At 60.9% G+C, this 19,342-nt stretch carries 19 protein-coding genes; 7 read left to right on the forward strand and 12 right to left on the reverse strand.

What is annotated here, in order from left to right; genetic code table 11:
• Nucleotide 1 precedes the first annotated feature (1 nt).
• The gene (locus KVH01_RS19480; RefSeq protein ID WP_217882521.1) at nt 2-712 is read right to left on the reverse strand and encodes a FadR/GntR family transcriptional regulator; all 711 of its coding nucleotides are present in this window, start codon (nt 710-712) and stop codon (nt 2-4) included.
• Between the two features lie 38 nt (nt 713-750).
• Nucleotides 751-1,983, reverse strand: coding sequence for an MFS transporter (locus KVH01_RS19485; RefSeq protein ID WP_217882522.1), 1,233 nt, complete (start codon nt 1,981-1,983; stop codon nt 751-753).
• Nucleotides 1,984-2,621: 638 nt separating this feature from the next.
• Between KVH01_RS19485 and KVH01_RS19490 the strand changes: the two genes are divergently transcribed.
• The gene (locus tag KVH01_RS19490; RefSeq protein WP_217882523.1) at nt 2,622-3,506 is read left to right on the forward strand and encodes a LysR family transcriptional regulator; all 885 of its coding nucleotides are present in this window, start codon (nt 2,622-2,624) and stop codon (nt 3,504-3,506) included.
• Between the two features lie 56 nt (nt 3,507-3,562).
• A complete protein-coding gene (locus KVH01_RS19495; RefSeq protein ID WP_217882524.1) occupies nt 3,563-4,240 on the forward strand; it encodes a GNAT family N-acetyltransferase in 678 nt (225 codons plus the stop codon).
• Here KVH01_RS19495 and KVH01_RS19500 read toward each other — a convergent pair.
• A complete protein-coding gene (locus tag KVH01_RS19500; RefSeq protein ID WP_217882525.1) occupies nt 4,230-4,832 on the reverse strand; it encodes a TetR/AcrR family transcriptional regulator in 603 nt (200 codons plus the stop codon). The two genes, KVH01_RS19495 and KVH01_RS19500, sit on opposite strands and share 11 nt — an antisense overlap.
• Before the next feature lie 72 nt (nt 4,833-4,904).
• On the opposite strand from KVH01_RS19500, the gene KVH01_RS19505 reads away from it, so the two are divergent.
• A complete protein-coding gene (locus KVH01_RS19505) occupies nt 4,905-5,504 on the forward strand; it encodes an NAD(P)H-dependent oxidoreductase (RefSeq protein ID WP_217882526.1) in 600 nt (199 codons plus the stop codon).
• A gap of 1 nt (nt 5,505) precedes the next feature.
• Here KVH01_RS19505 and KVH01_RS19510 read toward each other — a convergent pair whose 3' ends face one another.
• From KVH01_RS19510 to KVH01_RS19520, 3 genes are all read right to left on the reverse strand, one after another.
• Complete coding sequence (locus KVH01_RS19510) at nt 5,506-5,895, reverse strand: hypothetical protein (RefSeq protein WP_217882527.1); 390 nt, start codon at nt 5,893-5,895, stop codon at nt 5,506-5,508.
• A 33-nt stretch (nt 5,896-5,928) separates the two neighbouring features.
• A complete protein-coding gene (gene aroA, locus KVH01_RS19515) occupies nt 5,929-7,185 on the reverse strand; it encodes a 3-phosphoshikimate 1-carboxyvinyltransferase (protein ID WP_217882528.1) in 1,257 nt (418 codons plus the stop codon).
• Between the two features lie 168 nt (nt 7,186-7,353).
• Nucleotides 7,354-7,908, reverse strand: coding sequence for a UPF0149 family protein (locus KVH01_RS19520; protein ID WP_043051665.1), 555 nt, complete (start codon nt 7,906-7,908; stop codon nt 7,354-7,356).
• A gap of 178 nt (nt 7,909-8,086) precedes the next feature.
• Here KVH01_RS19520 and KVH01_RS19525 point away from each other — a divergent pair, with 178 nt between their 5' ends.
• A complete protein-coding gene (locus tag KVH01_RS19525; protein WP_043051664.1) occupies nt 8,087-8,899 on the forward strand; it encodes a crotonase/enoyl-CoA hydratase family protein in 813 nt (270 codons plus the stop codon).
• A gap of 5 nt (nt 8,900-8,904) precedes the next feature.
• Entirely contained in the window at nt 8,905-9,738 is an 834-nt protein-coding gene (gene nudC / locus KVH01_RS19530) for an NAD(+) diphosphatase (RefSeq protein WP_057011045.1), read from the forward strand.
• Here the strand turns inward: nudC and KVH01_RS19535 are convergent.
• The 4 genes from KVH01_RS19535 to KVH01_RS19550 all read right to left on the reverse strand — a co-directional run bounded on the left by KVH01_RS19535 (nt 9,706) and on the right by KVH01_RS19550 (nt 13,113).
• Entirely contained in the window at nt 9,706-10,485 is a 780-nt protein-coding gene (locus KVH01_RS19535) for a TSUP family transporter (RefSeq protein WP_217882529.1), read from the reverse strand. The genes nudC and KVH01_RS19535 overlap by 33 nt on opposite strands.
• 199 nt (nt 10,486-10,684) lie before the next feature.
• Complete coding sequence (pcsA, locus tag KVH01_RS19540) at nt 10,685-11,401, reverse strand: phosphatidylcholine synthase (RefSeq protein WP_005788529.1); 717 nt, start codon at nt 11,399-11,401, stop codon at nt 10,685-10,687.
• A gap of 148 nt (nt 11,402-11,549) precedes the next feature.
• The gene (locus KVH01_RS19545; RefSeq protein WP_217882530.1) at nt 11,550-12,470 is read right to left on the reverse strand and encodes a class I SAM-dependent methyltransferase; all 921 of its coding nucleotides are present in this window, start codon (nt 12,468-12,470) and stop codon (nt 11,550-11,552) included.
• 157 nt (nt 12,471-12,627) lie between these two features.
• A complete protein-coding gene (locus KVH01_RS19550) occupies nt 12,628-13,113 on the reverse strand; it encodes a DUF1289 domain-containing protein (RefSeq protein ID WP_217882531.1) in 486 nt (161 codons plus the stop codon).
• Nucleotides 13,114-13,298: 185 nt separating this feature from the next.
• Between KVH01_RS19550 and KVH01_RS19555 the strand changes: the two genes are divergently transcribed.
• The gene (locus tag KVH01_RS19555; protein WP_217882532.1) at nt 13,299-13,598 is read left to right on the forward strand and encodes a putative quinol monooxygenase; all 300 of its coding nucleotides are present in this window, start codon (nt 13,299-13,301) and stop codon (nt 13,596-13,598) included.
• A gap of 118 nt (nt 13,599-13,716) precedes the next feature.
• On the opposite strand, the gene KVH01_RS19560 is transcribed toward KVH01_RS19555, so the two are convergent.
• Nucleotides 13,717-14,967: a ribonucleotide-diphosphate reductase subunit beta gene (locus tag KVH01_RS19560; protein ID WP_124421720.1), complete on the reverse strand. Its 1,251-nt coding sequence runs from the start codon at nt 14,965-14,967 to the stop codon at nt 13,717-13,719.
• A gap of 379 nt (nt 14,968-15,346) precedes the next feature.
• Here KVH01_RS19560 and KVH01_RS19565 point away from each other — a divergent pair, with 379 nt between their 5' ends.
• Nucleotides 15,347-15,562: a TOBE domain-containing protein gene (locus tag KVH01_RS19565; protein WP_003173733.1), complete on the forward strand. Its 216-nt coding sequence runs from the start codon at nt 15,347-15,349 to the stop codon at nt 15,560-15,562.
• Nucleotides 15,563-15,610: 48 nt separating this feature from the next.
• Here KVH01_RS19565 and KVH01_RS19570 read toward each other — a convergent pair whose 3' ends face one another.
• On the reverse strand, nt 15,611-19,330 hold the full coding sequence (locus KVH01_RS19570) for a dermonecrotic toxin domain-containing protein (RefSeq protein WP_217882533.1): 3,720 nt from the start codon (nt 19,328-19,330) through the stop codon (nt 15,611-15,613).
• Nucleotides 19,331-19,342: the final 12 nt, after the last annotated feature.

A 19,342-nucleotide genomic window follows, 5' to 3' on the forward strand; every position in this document is an offset into this window, starting at 1 on the left:
ATCAATTCGTGGTCGGCAATTCCAGTTGCAGGCGGCGTGCTGCTGCACGCAAATGCGCCTCGGCGCTGGCGGCGGCGCGTTGAGGGTTGCCGTCGGCAATGGCCTGGTAGAGCTGCTGGTGTTCCTGGGTCGCATCGGCGGAGCCGGTAGCGAAGCGCGACGCGGAGTTTTCCCACGCAGTCTTGCGGGCACTGGCCAACTGGCTCCTGAGGAAATCATGAAAGGCCACGAAGTAGTCATTCTTGCTGGCGTCGGCGATGGCGCGGTGGAATTCCACATCGGCAAGGGCCGCGGCCTCGAAATCGTCGCGGTTGTCCTGCATGGCCTGCAAGGCGCTTTTCATACGTTGCAGGTCGGCAGCGTCACGTCGCTGGGCCGCAATCGAGGCGGCCTGGGTTTCGATCCACAGGCGCACTTCGAACATCTGCGCCAGGTCCGGTCGACGCCCGTTCGGCTGCGGGAAACGGAACACCGTGCCGGCAGGCGTCTGCGAAATAAATGATCCCAGGCCGCGGCGGGCGGTGAGCACACCGTCGGCCTTGAGCTGGGCAATGGCTTCGCGCACTACGGAGCGGCTGACGTTGAGCTGTTCAGCCAGTTGCTGTTCGGTAGGCAGGCGCGACTCCGGGGCCAATTGGCCGGATTCGATTTCTGCGCGAATCGCGCTGACAACCCGTACGACGAGCGAATCGGGGCGCTGGAGCTCAAGCATGATGAAACCTTGGTGATCAGGTTGTCAGACAATAGTCGCTACGATTTTAACTTGTCAATATTTGTCTGCTCCGAGCCCGCTCGCTTGCGCGCGCTATTCCAGGCAATTACACCGGCCAGCAGGATCAAACCCGCTGCTGCGGCGAAGGTGTTGTGCAAGCCGGCGGCCACGCTCAGTGGCGTTGCATAGGTAACATCCGGACTGCTGCGGGCGAATACCGCGCCCAGGGCCGATGCGCCGAAAATCAGGCCCAGGTTGCGCGACAGATTCAACAGACCGGCAACGGTGCCCCGGCGTGTGGACGGCACATCGCGCATGACCGCAGTATTGTTGGCCGCCTGGAAAAGGCTGTAGCCCGTCGTCAATACCATCAGTGCCGCGATGTAGGTGGCAAGTCCCGAGACTTGCGACAGCCACAGGGCAGCGCACAGCATCGTGCCTATGCCCACCAGGGTCAGGCGCCAAGTACCGAGGCGGTCGGTCAGGTAGCCCGCCGGTATGCCGGTAATGGCCGCGACCGCCGGGCCAACCGCCATCGCCAGGCCCATCCAGGCGGGGTCCAGGCCCAAGCCACGGGACAAGTAGAACGGGCCCACCACAAACGTGGCCATGATCACCGCCGACACCAGGGCGCTCATTGCCAGGCCGGCGCGCAACTCTGCATCGCGCAAGGGCGCCCAGAATGTATCCGGGACTGGCGCGTCACGGCGGCAAGCATCCACCGGCAAATAGCGATAGGCGAGGACGGCGGCCAACCCGGCCAATGGCATACCGATCAGGAACAACGCCCGCCACCCCCACAGACTGAGTAACAGCCCCCCGAGGCTGGGCCCCATGGCTGTGCCAAGCGCTGACATCGTGCCGAGCAGCCCCATGACCCGGCCAGTGTTTTGCTTGCTGACTGTGTCACCAACCATGCCCAGGGTCATCGCTATCATGATTGCCGCGCCCAGCCCCTGTAGCGCCCGTGCGCCAACCAGCCAGGGCAAGGAGGGCGAGACGGCACAGCCTGCGGATGCCAGGGCAAACAGCAACAACCCGGCCAGCAACAGGCGTCGACGACCCAGGTAGTCGCCCAGGCGCCCGGCGCTGACGATCACTGCAGTAATGGCCAACAGGTATGCAAGCACCACCCATTGCACCGCGTGAAACGAGGCCGCAAATGCGTGCGCGAGGCTTGGCAGGCCGACATTGGCGATGCTGGTGCCCAGCGCGGCCAACAACATGGATAACGACAAGGCGACAAGGCCGCCGCGTGAGGACGTCTGCATGAGCGTTTCCTTGAGTGAATGCGACTGTCACAAATCTACGGCGTCACCTAAGATGGCGGAAGACGCATGGGTTGCAGGTTATAGCTGCACAGAACGCCTCATCGGGGCATGGGTATCTACACAACTGTGTAGTAGCAGACGGTAACCACGATCCGCAGCGAGCCGCTCTTGATCTGCTTTTGATCTTGATCTTAGGCGCCCCGTTAAACCACGCTGGCCGGAATTCGACAGGGATTTGGGGGGTAAACCGGCAGGGATGCCGGTTTAGCCGCCCCGCGCCATGGATGGCGCGTGGCGGCGGCCCCCCAAATCAATGTCGGATTACGGGCACACCGAGCCTAGGCGAGGTGCCGAGTGGTGGGGCAAGAGCGTTTTGGTCACTTTTGCCTGGGCCGGCATTCCGGCTTTTCAAAAGTGACCCGCTGTAAAAGCGGAACCATAAGCGGCAGTTGCCCAAATAACGGATATGCACTCGGTCTGATCCAACATCCTGGTCGGCCCTAAGGCCGCCATCGGGAGCAAGCCCCCTCCCACAGGGGATCTGCGCTTAAGTGACTGGCATTAGGGCAAGCCCCTCCCACATTTAGAGCGTCGCGGGGCGAGCGTCTTCGGCAATACCCATACTCATCGGAGCCTGCATGACCGACTTCAATTTGCTGATCACCCTGGATGTTTTGCTGGCCGAAGGCAGCGTCGCCCGTGCCGCCAAGCGCCTGCACCTGAGTCCTTCGGCCATGAGCCGGGCCTTGGCGCGTTTGCGTGCGGCCACGGGCGATCCGTTGCTGGTACGCGCCGGTCGCGGCTTGGTGCCGACGCCACGGGCGTTGCAATTGCGCGAGCAGGTCAGCCAATTGGTGCAGGACGCCTACGCCGTGCTGCGTCCGGCTCACAGCCTGGATCTGGGTGGGTTGGTGCGTACCTTCACCCTGCGCACCAGTGAGGAATTCGTCGAAAGCTTCGGTCCGGCGCTGTTGGCGCGCATCGCACGTGAGGCCCCTGGCGTGCGTTTGCGTTTCGTCAATAAAAGCGACAAAGACAGCACGCTGTTGCGCGAAGGCGGTGTCGACCTGGAAACCGGCGTGGTCGATGCCGATGCCAGCCCCGAGGTGCTGACCCAGGCGCTGTTTCGTGACCGCCTGGTGGGCGTGGTGCGCGATGGCCATGCCTTGAGCCGCGGCAAGGTCAGCGCCGCACGGTTTGCCCAGGGGCAACATGTCTATGTATCGAGGCGCGGGCAGGAGCGGGGTCAGATCGACGCTGCACTGCAGGCCCTGGGTCTTGCTCGACAGGTCAGCACCGTGGTCTCCGGCTTCAACACCGCCATCGCCCTGGCCCGCGACACCGACCTGATCGCCAGCGTGCCTGAGCGCTACATCGCCGTACCGGCCCGAGGGCTGCACTGTTTTGAATTGCCGGTCAGGGTACCGATGTTCACCGTGGCGATGCTTTGGCACCCACGCCAGGATGCCGACCTGGCCCATCGCTGGCTGCGCGCTTGCCTGCGCGAGGTATGCGGGCCATGAGGGGGGCGCAACGGGTACAATTGCCACTGCCTTGACGCGAAACTCCAGGAATTTGCATGTTCAGCCTTACCCGCTACACCACGCCGTGCCCCGAATCGGTCAACAGCCAGATCCTGCAGATGGTGGTGGACAACCTCACCGACATCAGCAGTGTGGCGTTGGCGCCAAGCAACCTGCTGTACAACATCTACCAGTACGCCATCGGCTTTGAGGTGCATTTGTACCTAGAGGCGTTGAATGGCACGAAGGGCATTGCCGTCGAGTTGGTCGTGGCGATGCAGGCAGAGACCGTTATCGGTTTTTGCCTGTATCTGCCGGTGAAGGACGATCAAGAGGCGTGTGGCATAGCCTTCATGGCGGTGCAGGCGGGCTTTCGTCGCCGGGGTGTGGCGCGGGGCATGCTGGGCGAGGTGATGGCACGCTACCCCCATGCTGAACTGGCCTGTGCGGTGGAAAAGGTCCCGGTCTTCGAGGCCATGGGGTTCCGGTTGCGCGGGGCGCGGGGCACGCAAGTGTTGATGAACACCCGCGACTACGGCACTGACGGGCTGATGGGCGTGCTGGATGTAGCGCCGATCTATAGCTCGCTGGAAGTGCGCCAGATCCATACCTACCTGCTGCAAAAGCACGGCAAGCGCGCCATGATCGACGCGGAGAAGCAGCGCGACCGGCACCTGGATCAGTTGACCCGCAAGGTCCAGCTGTTTATCCAGAGCCGCTCTGCTACCGCCTGACGCGATTGACCATCCCCAGAATGGTCGCCAGCAATTCCTGTTGCGCCTCCTCGCGGCTGATCTCGCCATTGGCCGCCGCATGGGACAATGCTTCCGCCGCGCCTAGCATCGCCCGCAGGCCAGCCTGGGAAATACTGCCACCCGGGGCGAAGGGTGCCAGCGCCTCGCGGCATTTCTCCAGGAAGATTGCCTCATATTCGAGCTTGAGCGTCTCCAGCTCCGGCGAACCGCTCAGCGCTGCAATCACTCCTGGGATTTCCCGGCCTTGCAACAACACGCAATCGACATAGGACGAGGCGATCACCCAGGCCCGGTCCTCCAGGGTTGCGTTGCTGGTTTGGATGGCAGCGGTAAACACCTGGTCCTGACGCTCGTCGAAATCTGCATACAGCGCGGTCAGCAACCCCGCACGCGTAGTGAAGTGGTCGTAGACCACCGGCTTGGTAACGCCCGCCAGTTCTGCCAGACGGCCCAGGGTCAGGGCGTCGGTGCCCTCTGCGCGGACCAGTTGCCAGGCCACATCGAGTAACTGGCGCAGACGACCTTCACGGGATAAACGCCGACGCGGGGCAGGGGATTCAGTGCTTGACATGCTTATATACCAAAAGTAACTTAGTCGACGTAACTTACTAAAAGTAGATTAAGCCAAAAGGGAGTCAAAGTCATGCACGCACTGATTGTTGTTGCCCATCACGACCCGCAATCCCTCACCCACAGCGTGGCCGCCCAGGTCGGAGCCGGTTTGACCTCCGCCGGCCACACCTTTGAAATCGCCGACCTTGCCGCCGAAGGCTTCGACCCTCGCTACACCGCGGCTGATCACCAGGTGCACCGTAATCACGCAACGCCCCCAGCCGACGTGTTGGCCGAACAGGCCCGCATCGAGCGCGCTGACGCCCTGGTGTTGGCGTTCCCGATCTACTGGTGGTCAATGCCGGCCTTGCTCAAGGGCTGGGTGGACCGCGTGTTTGTCAATGGTTGGGCGATCGACTACGGCCCCGATACGCCCGTGGTGAAAAAGCTGCGGCATTTGCAGGTGCACCTGCTGGCTCTCGGTGCAGCGGACAACAGCGCTTTTGATCGACATGGTTACGCCAAGGCCATGCACACCCAGATCGACTACGGCATTTTTGATTACTGCGGGGCGCAGGTGCTGACCTCCGAGCTGTTGCTGGACTCGGAAAGCGGTGGTGCCCAGGCGCATTTGCAGGGGGCCTGGGCCGTGGGGCAGGGGATGTTTGAGCGCGAGACGGTCGCGGGATGATTCAAGCGTCGCGAAACAGGTCGTGGGCATCCAGCAAGCGGTAGGCAATCTCCGGGCGCTTCTCCAGGCCGCGGCGGATCGACGCCGGGATCGCTTGCCGGGTCTTGCGGCACATGCCCGGCAGTTCGTCGATGAGGATCTGGATCCCGCGCATACTCTTGACCTCGGTGTGCCCCGGCGCGATATGTACACGGATGCCCAGTTGCTCGTACATCCGCTGTTGCATATGTTCCAGGTCTTGCAGGCTCTTGAGGTTTTCAAGGCGCTCGAGCAGGATTTTTTCCTGCTGTCGCGTCAACTGGAGGATGCGCAGGTCAGCGCCGGCAGCCTCCAGCAGTTGTTCACGGTCGCAGACACAGGCGCCGGGTGGGCAAGGTTGGCGAATGCTCATTGACGCTCCCGGCCAGGTTTCACGGTCGGCGTTTCAGTAGGTCAATTGCACGCCCAGGCTGCCCAAGGCGTTCCAATACTCTGGGTAGGTCTTGGCCACGCAGTCGGGGTCCTGGATGCGAATGCCCGAGACTTTCAGACCGGCCAGGGCAAAGCACATGGCGATGCGATGGTCGGCGTGGGTATCGATCAGCGCCGTGCACGTAGTGCCGGCCAGGGCAGGGTCGCTCGCGACCAGCAGATCATCACCCTCGATGGTCGCCAGGCCTGGGCGGATCTCATTGAGGCCATCGTGCAGCGCCTGTACGCGGTCACATTCCTTGACGCGCAGGTTCGCCAGTTCAGTGAAACGCACCGGGGTGTTGTTGAATGCGGCGAGGACGGCCAGGGTCGGGATGGCGTCCTGCATTTGTGAGCCCACTACCGTGGCCTGCATATTCGGGTATTGGGCGATCACGGCCTGGGCCTCGGCGTCCGGCTGGGTGAAATCCTGTGCTGCGACACCGATATCGATACGGCCACCGGTCAACACTTCGGCGGCCCACAGGTAGGTGGCGGCGGACGCATCGGGTTCGATCAGGTAGTCATGGGCGGTGTAGCCGGTCGGGGCCACGCGCCAGGTGGTGTCGTCCACGGCTTCGACCTGGGCGCCGAATGCGCGCATGCAATCCAGGGTCAGGTCCACGTAGCCACGGGCGCCAATATCCTTGCCGGTCAGCGCCACTTCAATCGGCGCCTCACCACAGGCCGCGAGCATCAGCAGGGCTGATACGTACTGGCTGGACAGGCCGCCATCGATTTCAAAGCGCTTGGCTTGCACCTTGCCCACGCCGTGCACGGTCACCGGTGGGCAGCCGGTGGGGCTGTCGACCTGGATACCGTTCTTGCGGAGGGCTTCGAGCAATGGGCCGATCGGGCGTTTTTGCATGTACTCGTCGCCGTCCAGTACCACGGTGCCTTGCACGGTGGCCACGGCCGCAGTGAGAAAGCGCATGGCAGTGCCGGCGTTGCCGAGAAACAGCGGCTGGGCCGGCAATTGCAGCGAACCTTGGCTGGTGACGACGAAAGTGGTGTCGTCCGGTTCATCGATGTTTACGCCCATCTGGCGAAGGGCGACCGACATGTGGCGGGTATCGTCGCTTTTCAGCGCACCGCTCAAGAGGCTGGTGCCCTTGGCCAATGCCGCCAGCAACAGCGCGCGGTTGGTGATGGACTTGGAGCCGGGGGGCGCGACCTTGCCATTGAGGGGGAAGTCGGGCGGTGTAACGGTCACGGTTTTCTGCGAACTCAAGGGACAAGGCTCCTGGTCAGGGCAAGGTGGCATGGAGTGGCCGACGTGCGGACCCGAATAATCAGGCAAACACGCCATGTTTGTCGAGTGAGCAGGTGATCTGCATGACTTTTAGTGTGGTCCCCTCCCAGGTCTGCGGTCAGCGCTTGTAGCCGAAATAAGCCCGCCTCAGCGCTGGCTCAGCCAGTAGTCATGCAGCGCCCGCGCAGCCGGTTCGATTGCACTGACTTGCTGCTGATGGGCGTCTACATCCAGGTCCGCCGGCAATTCGAAATTATCTTGCTCGGCGCACCAGGAGATTTTCTCCAATTGCCCGGCTTGTTCGACGGGCAATTCAGGCCAGTTGCCGATCGTTACGCCTCGCACGTAGCCAAAGCACCATTCCTCGGCAAGGGTCACCGCCTGGCCCTGATGCTCGGTTTCATCGAAACGCGCCTTGAACGCCTGGGAATCGCTGGCCAACTGGGCGGCCAGGGTATTCATATGGCGCACGCACAGTTCCAGAAAGCCCTGGGCCTCGTCCATGCTTTCCCATTCCGGGTTCTGCCCACCCCAGATGGCTGGGAACCATTGAGCCACGTCAACCTGGGCCGGGCCGGACACCAGGGCGGTGAAGTAGCCATCGAGTTCGGCCAGGTTCAGCACCGAATGGTCATCGCCGTACTTGAGCAGGGTTTCGTCGATCAGGTCTAAATCGGCGGATGTGAGGGGCTGGGCGTGCATGGCATATCCTTCGAGCGTCGAACGCCGCTGGTAAGGCGGCTTAAAGCGCGCAGGATGGCGTGTACGCGGCATTTTATCCAGCGTCTTTTCCGCGGCCGGTCCCGCTTTTGGCCGATGCGCCGTGGCACACCCTTGATATAGTCTGGGCTTTCTCAATCGCCAGTCAGGGATCACTGCCATGTCCGAATACCAAGCCTTCGTTGTCGAACTCAACGGCAACGTTGCCCATGTGCAGATCAATCGCCCGGAAAAGATCAACGCCATGAACGCGGCGTTCTGGAGCGAAATCATCGAGATCTTCCAATGGGTCGAAGACACCGATGCCGTGCGCGCCGTGGTGCTCAGCGGCAATGGCAAGCACTTTTCCTCGGGTATCGACCTGATGCTGCTGGCCTCGGTGGCCAATGAGTTCGGCAAGGACGTGGGACGCAACGCACGCCTGCTGCGGCGCAAGATCCTCGAGCTGCAAGCTTCGTTCAATGCGGTCGACAACTGCCGCAAGCCGGTGCTGGCGGCGATCCAGGGCTATTGCATCGGTGGCGCCATTGACCTGATCAGCGCCTGCGACATGCGTTACGCCGCCGAGGGCGCGCAGTTCTCGATCAAGGAAATCGACATCGGCATGGCCGCCGACGTCGGCACCCTGCAACGCCTGCCGCGCATCATTGGCGACGGCATGCTGCGTGAGCTGGCCTACACCGGTCGCCAGTTTGGCGCCGAAGAAGCGCGCAGCATCGGCCTGGTCAATCGCGTGTATGCCGATCAGGACAGCCTGCTGGCCGGCGTTATGGAAATCGCCCATGAAATCGCCGCCAAGTCGCCGATCGCCGTGACCGGCACCAAAGCCATGATCAGTTACATGCGTGACCACACAGTCAATGACGGCCTGGAATACGTTGCCACCTGGAACTCGGCTATGTTGCAATCCAACGACCTGCGCGTGGCCATCGCGGCCCATATGAGCAAGCAGAAACCCGAATTCGTGGATTGACTGACATGACCCCAGGCTGGATTACCACAACGCTGCTGGACAACGACACCCCGGGCGGCTGGGCTGTTGCCCGCAGCCGCGAGGGCTTTTTGCACGACACCAATGGTCCGCTGTTCCCGCGTGAATGGCTCAAGCGCCAGGACCTTTCGGTGTTTGCCGAACACGGCATTGGCCACCTCGACGGCGAGCCGGTGTACCTGCTGGAGCTCAACGCGGCGGCAGAGGTTCCCGGGTGCAGTTGGCAAGGCCTGCGCGGCTTCATGCTGCAAGGCGATCACACCCTGTACAAGGTGCTGGGCTATGCCGCGCAGATCGGCACCTGGGCGCGAGAGCATCGGTTCTGCGGGAGTTGCGGCCAGGCCATGGTCCAGGTGCCGCGGGAACGGGCGATGTACTGCCAGGCCTGTGACCTGCGCAGCTACCCACGGATTTCGCCGAGCATGATCGTGCTGGTGACCCGGGGCGATGAGATCCTGCTGGCACGCTCGCCACGCTTTGTGACCGGGGTCTACAGCACCTTGGCCGGTTTTGCCGAACCGGGTGAGTCCGCCGAAGACTGCCTGATCCGCGAAGTGCGCGAAGAGGTGCAGGTGGAGGTCAAGAACATCGAGTACATGGGCAGCCAGTGCTGGCCGTTTCCCCATTCAATGATGCTGGGCTTTCATGCCGAGTACGCCGGTGGCGATATCGTGCCCCAGGCCGACGAGATCGAAGACGCGCAGTGGTTCAATATCCATGAGTTGCCACCGTTGCCGGCGTCACGTTCGATTGCCCGCTACCTGATCGACCTCTACGTGGCCCGCCGCCTAGGCCACGCTGAACCAGTGCTGCCAGGCTAGGCGCACCGTCAGTCCGAGGACCACGGTGATAAACACCGGACGAATGAATTTGGCGCCGCCGCTGATCGCGCTGCGGGCGCCAAAGAATGCGCCACCCATCACCGACACACCCATCGCCAGGCCGACAATCCAATCCACCGAGCCATTGATGATAAACACCGTCAGGGCCGCCGCGTTGCTGACGAAGTTCATGCTGCGCGCCACGCCGCTGGCCTTTACCAGGTCGATGGGGTGCAGGAGCATGGTGCTGACGGTCCAGAACGCCCCGGTGCCGGGGCCGGCCACGCCGTCGTAGAAACCCAGGCCAAAGCCCTGGGTGGCTTGCCACTTCTTCTTGATTGGCGCATCCACATCCAGTGGTGCCTTTGGCGTGCCGCCGAACAGCAGGTACACGCCACAGGCGAAGACGATCACCGGCAGCATCTTGTTCAACGCCTCGGCGGGCAGGTAGTGGGCAACCACTGCGCCGGCCAGCGCGCCGACCAACGTACCGACGATGGCGTGCACCCATTGTCGTGGGTGGAACAGCTTGCGACGGTAGAAGGTGAAGCTGGCGGTGGCGGAGCCGAAGGTGGAGCTGAGCTTGTTGGTGCCCAGCACCAGGTGCGGTGGCATACCGGCGGTGAGCAGCGCAGGGGTGGTCAGCAGGCCGCCACCGCCGGCGATGGCGTCGATGAAACCGGCAACAAAGGCCACGGCGGCGAGAATGGCGAGGGTGGTCAGGTCAACACTGAGTTCGAAGGGCATGGGCAGGGCTTATTGTTGGAGGTGCGCTATGCGAAAGGCCGCCATCTTACCTGCCGAATGCACGCATAACCAAATGTGGGAGGGGGCTTGCTCCCGATAGCGGTGGGTCAGTCGGCTTATTTTTCACTGATCCACCGCTATCGGGGGCAAGTCGAATCGTCGCACCGCCCCTCCCACATTTTTAATCTTGTTCGCTGGGTTATTTGTGTGTACCCAGCCACTCCAGCGCCGTACGCCAGATGCAAATCCCCAGGAAGTACGCCGACATCAGCGACCACAAGCCAAACGTCCACGGGTTGGTGTTGGGGTAATCCACCACCATCAGGAAGCTGCACAACAGCCAGATCGTGGTCACTGCGATATTGATCGGCATGAAGCGCTTGACCCGGAACGGGTGCAGGAACTTCATCGGTGTCACGGTCAGCAATGCCAGGCCGATCACGGTCAGCAAGGTGACCCAGGCGTCAGGCTGAATGATATACACGCACAGGGCGACCACGTTCCAGGCGGCGGGGAAGCCGACGAAGTAGTTGTCCTTGCTTTTCATGTTCACGTTGCAGAAGCAGAACAGCGACGACACCAGAATCACCGACACGGTGAACAGGTGGGTGAACTCCGGCAGGTCGATATAACGGTAGATAAACAGCGCGGGGATAAATACGTAGGTGAGGTAATCGATCACCAGGTCCAGCACCGAGCCATCAAAGCTGGGCAGTACCGTGCTGACGTTGACCCGTCGCGCGAGGGAACCATCGACGCCATCCACCACCAGTGCCAGACCCAGCCACAGCAGGCATGCCTTGGGGGAGTTTTCCAGCAGCGCCAGGGTGGCCAGGAAGGCCAATACCACACCGGTGGCGGTAAAGCCGTGGGCGCCCCAGGCTTTGAGTCTGGCTACATGCAGGGTCGATATCACGGGCGGTTCTCCAAAAGGTCAAACGGGGCAGCCGACAACGTAACGCTGTCGAGTCTGGCCAGGGAATGCAGGTATCGACCGGGAAGAGGGGGATAAGGTTCACCGCCCGGCGTATTCGTCAGCGTAGCAAGGGTCGGGCGTTTCGGCATCAGCCTTGGCGAAATACCAGGGCCTTGAGCCCACTCTGCAAATCAATGTCGGGAAATTCCGGTGGATTTTCCAGTCGCTGAACAAAGCGCAGGCCCGGTGCTTCGCGGGTTACGCCGTCGATCAGGAAGTCCTCGCCGAAGGCCGGATCGTTCATGCACGCCAGCACTGTACCTTGTGTCGTGAGCAGATCCGGCAAGCGCCGTAGCACACGCTGGTAGTCCTTGGTCAGCAGGAAGCTGCCTTTCTGGAAAGACGGTGGGTCGATGATTATCAAGTCATAGGGGCCGCTGTGGGTGACCTTTGCCCACGACTTGAACAGGTCGTGGCCCAGGAAGGTGACTTTGCCCAAGTCATGCCCATTCAGGCGATGGTTGTCGCGACCACGGCTGAGCGCGCCACGGGCCATGTCCAGGTTCACCACATGGTCGGCGCCGCCCTCGATGGCAGCCACCGAGAAGCCACAGGTATAGGCGAACAAGTTGAGCACGCGTTGGCCCTTGGCCTGTTCGCGCACCCAGTTACGCCCATAACGCATGTCGAGGAACAGTCCGCTGTTCTGTTTTCTACCCAGGTCGATCAAGTAGCTCAGGCCGCCTTCGGTGATGGTCAGCTCGTCAATGGCATCGCCCACCAGCCACTCGGTGGTGCTTTGCGGCAGGTAACGGTGTTGCAGGGCTACGGTACGCACCCCAACGCCGGCCCAGTCGATCTGCAGCAGCATCTGCCTCAAGGCTTCCAGTTGCTCGGTTTCCTTGAACAAGGCCACCAGCACCACGCCTTGCAGCCAATCCACTGTCAGTTGTTCCAACCCCGGCCAGCAGCGGCCACGGCCATGGAACAGGCGCCGGGTTTCCACCGGCGCGTCGGCCAGGGTGGTGAGCAGGTGGGCGTGCAAGGTAGCGAGTGCTTCTGGGTTCATCGTTTAGCGTCAGTCAGCGAGCGGGCGGCATTTTAAACACAATCGCGGGCTTTGCGGGGGCGTGAGCACAACGTGCTGGTCTGTATCGGAGACCTCCTGGATGCAGTTCTAAATGTGGGAGGGAGCAAGCCCCTCCCATATTGGTCCCTGGTGTTAGTTAGAACGTGGCGATCAGGGCCGGCCCGAATGCGTCTTTCAGGAAGACCGGGGCGATATAACGCTCGTAATGCGCCTCCGACAGCAGGAAAAACTCCCGATCTATCGCATCCCGCAGCTCCGCCAGGTGGCGCTCGCGAAACTCCGGCAGCAATGCCAATCCATAGGCATCCAGCTTGGAAATCACCCGCGCACCCCGGGCAATCAGCTGGTACGCCCAGCAATACGGCGACTGGTGCGGCATAAAGCGAATCTTGCGCGCTTCCAACTGCTGGCGCAGGCGCTGCGGGTCGAAGACTTCCAGCTTGCTGGCCATTACCTGCACCAGCAATTGTTCGAGGCGCAGCCACACCGCCTGTTTTTCCTCGGCGTTGTAGCCATTCCACTGGATCACTTCGTGGTGATAACGCTTGCAGCCTCGACAGACCAAATCACCGTAGACGGTGGAGCAGAGTCCGACGCAAGGGGTCTTGATGGTGTGCGGCATTTTCAAGCCTTTGAAGAAAGTGTAAGCGTGTTTAGTCAGTGTTTCTTCGTCGCCGGGTAGGCAATGATGGCCCGAATCCATTGCGAGCGACAACCGTGAAAGCAACGATCAAACCTTGGCTGTACGCCGTGATGTTCGCCTCTGTTGCAGGCTGTTCCAGCCAACCTACTCAAAGAGACATCGCCATGCACAAACCCCTGGTATCCCTCGCCGTACTCAAGGCCAAGCCTGGTCAACAGCAGGCTCTCAAGGCCGGCTTGCTGAGCCTGATCGAACCGACACGGGCCGAACCTGGCAATCTGGATTACGTGTTGTTCGAGCGGCGCGACGAGCCCGGCACGTTCTATATGCGTGAGGCGTTCAAGAACCAGGCGGCACTTGATGAGCATTTTGCCACGCCATACTTCCAGCGCTTTGCCGCCACGGCGGATGCTCTGCTTAGCGAACCGTTGCAGTTGATTTTCCTGGAGCAGGTGTCGAACTGAAACCGTTGATTGTAGGAGCGAGCTTGCTCGCGAAGACCCCGAGGGCGCCGCGTTCATTCAGGATAAGCGCGTTATCGTTGATGTTCTTCGCGAGCAAGCTCGCTCCTGCAGGGTTATGTTAGTCCCAGCTCAACGCGCCACCGGTCTGATACTCGATCACACGGGTCTCGAAGAAGTTCTTCTCTTTCTTCAAGTCCATGATCTCGCTCATCCACGGGAACGGGTTAGTCGTGCCTGGGTACTCTTCTTTCAAGCCAATCTGCGACAGACGACGGTTGGCAATGAACTTGAGGTAGTCTTCCATCATCGCAGCATTCATGCCCAACACGCCGCGAGGCATGGTGTCGCGAGCGTACTCGATCTCCAACTGAGTCCCTTGCAGGATCATCTGGGTCGCTTCTTCCTTCATCTCGGCATCCCACAAGTGCGGGTTTTCGATTTTGATCTGGTTGATCACATCGATACCGAAGTTCAGGTGCATCGACTCGTCGCGCAGGATGTATTGGAACTGCTCGGCCACGCCGGTCATCTTGTTGCGGCGTCCCATGGACAAAATCTGGGTGAAGCCGCAGTAGAAGAAGATGCCTTCCAGTACGCAGTAGTAGGCGACCAGGTTGCGCAGCAGTTCCTTGTCGGTCTCGACCGTGCCGGTTTCGAACTTCGGATCGGAGATCGAGCGGGTGTACTTGAGGCCCCAGGCTGCCTTTTTGGCGACCGATGGAATCTCGTGGTACATGTTGAAGATCTCGCCTTCATCCATGGCCAGCGATTCGATGCAGTACTGGTAGGCGTGGGTGTGGATCGCCTCTTCGAAGGCCTGGCGCAGGATGTACTGGCGGCATTCCGGGTTGGTGATCAGGCGGTAGACGGCCAGCACCAGGTTGTTGGCGACCAACGAGTCGGCGGTGGAGAAGAAGCCGAGGTTGCGCATGACGATGCGGCGTTCGTCGTCGGTCAGGCCTTCGGGGGTTTTCCACAGGGCGATGTCGGCGGTCATGTTGACCTCTTGCGGCATCCAGTGGTTGGCGCAGCCGTCGAGGTATTTCTGCCAGGCCCAGTCGTACTTGAAGGGTACGAGTTGATTGAGGTCGGCGCGGCAGTTGATCATGCGTTTTTCGTCAACAGCGACGCGGGCGGAGGCGCCTTCAAGTTCGGCGAGGCCTTCGGCGACGTCGAGTTTGTCCAGGGCGGCCTTGGCGCGCACGATGGCGGCCGAATCACTGGCGGTGACGGCGCGGGCTTCGATGGCGGCGGCGGCGCCGGCACCGTCGAGGCGGTCCATGTTGGCTTCGCTCGCATGGCCGGCGTTGGCGCCCTTGATCACCGCTGCACCGGTGTCTTCGTTGTCGACCTCATCCCAACTCAGCATTGAAATACTCCTTCCTGATCTGTTTCGACGATGTGTAAAACCGTGCAAAAAAATGTGCGGTTTGCAGGCTGCTAGGCATTGAAATACTGCGCATAGTGTGGTCGGTAAATACCGATACTGCACACTATGTAGTGGTCTGTTCTGTTTGTGGGCACACTATATGGGGTGTAACAAGGTTGGTCAACGCACAAGATGTGCGGTCATAGGTCGCTGCTGAGCGCGGGATCGGCTATCAGCGGGACGCGAAACGGAGAGACCACATATATCCTTAAAGAATAAATAAATAGTTATTTATTCCTTTTAAGATCTGTTCGCGCAGCGCATTTTGAAGGCCTGCGCATTCGTGCGGATTGACCCAACAGCCAAAAGGAAAGCCGACATGACCATCAAAGCGATCAACGTGCGCAACCAGTTCAAGGGCGTGATCAAGGAGATTCTGCTGGGGGAAGTGGTGTCGGAAATCGACGTGCAGACCGCATCCGGCATTGTGACGTCTGTCATTACCACGCGCTCTGTGCGTGACTTGGAATTGAAAGTTGGCAGTGAAGTGATCGCCTTTGTGAAGTCGACCGAAGTGTCCATCGCCAAGTTGTAGGCGCTGCCGCCTAGGCGGACAGGGCAGGCATGGAGGCAGCGAACCTCGTCAGTCAATCCGGTTGAAGATCTCCCTGACCTGGTCCACGGTAAATATGCCCTTGCCGGTGCCTTCGAGCAGCTCAAACGTGCCGTCGGCTTTGACCGTGATGCCCAGGGAACTGGCAAGCGTCACGGAAACGCCCGGTCGCGCTTGAAGCAAGTCCCTGAGCGGTTGGCCACCCTGGAATGATTGCCCGATGGTGGTGGCCATGCCTTGCAGGGAGTCTGAACTGATGCCTCCCACCAGAATAACGCGCCCACCGTTGTTCAAGGACGCTTGCAATTTGTCCAGCAGCGCTTGGGCATCCCCCCGTAACCCCAGTTCCAGATTGCTGCCGGTGAGGTGCATCAGCGTGCGGCTCCTGTAGCGGGCACCATCCCAGTCGCTGAGTACGGCAATGGCCGAGCAGTCGGTCAGGCTGCGGGTCGCAAGCGCCTTGTCTCCAGTGTTCAGGGTTGTTGATTCGCCCATGGCCACCTGCACGATATTGGCGGGCTGGAGCGGGAGTCGGACGGACGTCGGCTTGACGGGTTCAATCTGCGATGCATAGGGCTGCTTGGGTTGATTGACGAGCCTGTCGAGCCAGTCCGGATCCAGGGGGCTCATATCGCGCTTGATACCCTCACGGATTTTCCAGCCGGCCTTGTCCCATTTGGCCATGGTGGCTTTCAATTGAGCCATGTATTCCGGCGCCGGGCAGGCGATGTCGGCCCATGGGTCGACCACCCACGCGTTGGCCCAGGACGGCTCGGAGAAATCAACGGTGGGCTTTACATCGCCTGTCGGGCCACCGACCACCGCGAAGGCGTGTGCATCACCCACGTGCCATTCGGCGGCCCTGGCCCCACTTTTAGTGAGGATGTCATGGGCTAGAATGGCCATTTCGCCGCAATTGCCCGCGCCGGTCTTCATGATCATATCGCCCGCGTGGGGCGCTTTCAGGCTAATAGTGCGCCGTAACCAACCCAGGGTGATGGTTGCCGCATCGGCCCTGGCTATATCAGTGGTTGAGCGCACCAGGTTGCCGGGGCCCAGTCCGGTCGCCTTGAGGGCCTGGTTAACGGCGTCCTTGGCTTGCTGGGCGTAGAACTGGTTTTGTTGTCGGGCCGGCCAACGTACAAAATCGGGCGGTGTTTGCAATGGCGTGACACGACGGGGGCGCAGGGCGACGTCTGGTTTGAGAATGGCGTTGGCTTGCTGCAACTGGTACACCACTTCCCGCTTCTGTTCGGGGCTCATGCCCTTGCATTGCTGCTTCAATTCATTGATTTCGGTTTCGCGAAAACCGAACTGCCTCAATTGCTTGTAGGCTTTCTTGAGGGTGGGCAGGGCGATAAAGTCGGCCTCAACGGCTGGCACAGCGTGGTGTGCGCTCAAAAACTGGCGGTAACCCTGGGCGAGGCCCATTTCAAGCGGCCCGCACTTTCTGAAACTGATATCGCCGGTCTGTGCGCTGTCCAGCGGCGCGTAATAGAACTCGGCGGTGTCGGCTTCCACCACCAGGTATTGCTGGCTGCCACTGTGTACGACGACGCCTCTGACTTGGCGTTGATCATCGCTGGCCTTGCTGATGCTATTGAGCTTGACCACTCGCGTGTCTTCGGCAAAGCCACGTTCGTCCGCGCCTGCGTAAAAGCCGAAACCGGGGTCGGCAATGATCTGGCCTTGCACCTGTGACCTGTAGGTGATGCGTTCGCCATTATTGACCGGTACCAGTTGAGCGCCGGTCTCGCCGTCGATCAGTTTGTGCAGGCGTTTTTCGAAGACTACTGTGCGCTCACGCTTGAACAGACCGGCCTTGGACGGAAATAGCCGCACATGCTCCAAGGCCTGCAGCGGTCTTTCGGCCTCGGGCACGTTCGCTATGACTTTGGCGAAGCATTCTTCATTGGCGCCGCGGCGTACCCGCCCACTTGGCACGGGCGCGGGGCAAAACGCTTCAAAGCCTTCGAGCGGGGCAGTGTGCGCTGCTGATTCGAGGTTGGTGAGTTCATCCGGCCTGTTGTCCAGATAGCGATAGACCTGATTGCGGTCCACCAGATCGTAGCCATTGGCTCGCGGTAGGGTGTAGGCACTGGCGCTCAGCGGGTGATCGATGACCTGGGCCTGCTGACCGTCGGCGAACATTTCCTGGCGTATCGGAATCGTGGTGGGGCGCTCAATAGTAGATCCCCTCTCAGTGCCGCCTCCTACGGCAAACAGCTCATTCAGTGCACCATCCAGCGCCGCAGTACTACCGTGTTTTCGCTCAGCCTGAGTGTCGCCTGTGATCGATTTCTCGACGCCAACTTCGGTTTCCACGAAGCCGGTAGCAGCAGCTATCCCGATAACGATCGGTTCGCCAATCACCGCGAATTTGGCCGCCAGGCCTGCGGCCACAGTCAAATCGTTCAGCCAGGTGTCACGGGTGACCTCGCTGTTGGACTTGATCATGGTATCGGCATCTCGTGACATGCGTAGTTGCGTGGCGTCTTTGATCACGCTGAATACGTCGCCCTGAATGCGTACGTTGGCACTGTCGATGACGGTGCCTTCGATGCTGTCCCAATGGCCGTTGCCCAAGTCACGCAGGGCTGTGTCGACGCCTTTGTTCGATTGATGGTCGCCGGTGATGAAGGCCTTTACATCGCTCCAGAACCCGACGTCATTGTCTTGCCGGTCCCTGAGGGGGAAGTGGCTTTCCAGGGCCTTGCGCTTATCGGCGTCCCGGCCTTGTGCGACTACCCACTGGTCCATCGCGGTCAGGGAGTCAAAACGCAGGAACGCCGGTTGATGACCGGGTACATAGAGCAGCTGCACGCCGTCACGACGGTCACGCAGTTGTCGGGCTGGGCCGTCATCGACGGCGGTAAAGCGCAGGATATCGTTGGCGGGTAAACCGTTGATATCGAATAGGTGGGTCAGTACCACGCCTTTGACCGGCGCTTGTGCACGCAGTTGTTCGACGGTCAGGGCTTGGTCTTCGGCCAGCGGTAGGTTGGAGGCCGCGCCCATGACCAGGCGGTAGTCGTCCCGGGTAAAGCGCTGTTCGGCTGGCATCCGTGCGCGCTCGGCGGGCGAGGCACGCTCGTAGGCCTTGAGTTGTTGGCGGGCCTGGTAGACGAACTCGCCTTTCAAGCTGGTGCGGTAGTCATCGCCATGGTCGCGCCAGAAGCTCTCGAGCTTTTGGGTCATGTGCATTTGAAAGTCGCTTTTCCAGCTTTCATGCATCAGTTGCGATGGCATCAACGCAAACTGGTTGTGGGCGCCGTAGCCGCCTTTTGTGCTCTGCCCGCGGCCGGCCCTGTACAAGCCGGCTTGCTGGTCAAGCACGCCCGGTAGCGAGTCGTGTTCGTTGAAGTTGCCGAGCAGTGCGTCCGGCAGCGCCTGGGACACCGTCGGCTCTTCTTCCATATGCTCCCAACCGGTGGCAGTGTTGGCACTTTGGGCTTGCTGGAAGCGATTGAGGAAAATAGTGTCGGCATCTATCTTGCTACCGGTCAATTTGAACACCATGTCCTCGGCCCATTTCTTGGCCTCGTCGCGCACTCTGGGCAGCGCATTGTGCGTGGCGTGCAGCAGTTGTTTGTAGTCGGCTCTCTGGTTTTTCGGGGTTAGGCGGCTATCGGCCAGCTGGCGTCGCGGAGCGTCCACCAGCGCATAGGTCGGCATCGTCTCAGGCTTTTCGCCGGTGATGGGTTTGAAATCCCAGACGGGTAAAGGAGGGGGGTTGGGTGGCAGGATCATGGGCGGTCGGCT

Origin of the sequence: Pseudomonas khavaziana, from assembly GCF_019145205.1 — a bacterium.
Classification (GTDB): Bacteria; Pseudomonadota; Gammaproteobacteria; order Pseudomonadales; family Pseudomonadaceae; genus Aquipseudomonas; species Aquipseudomonas khavaziana.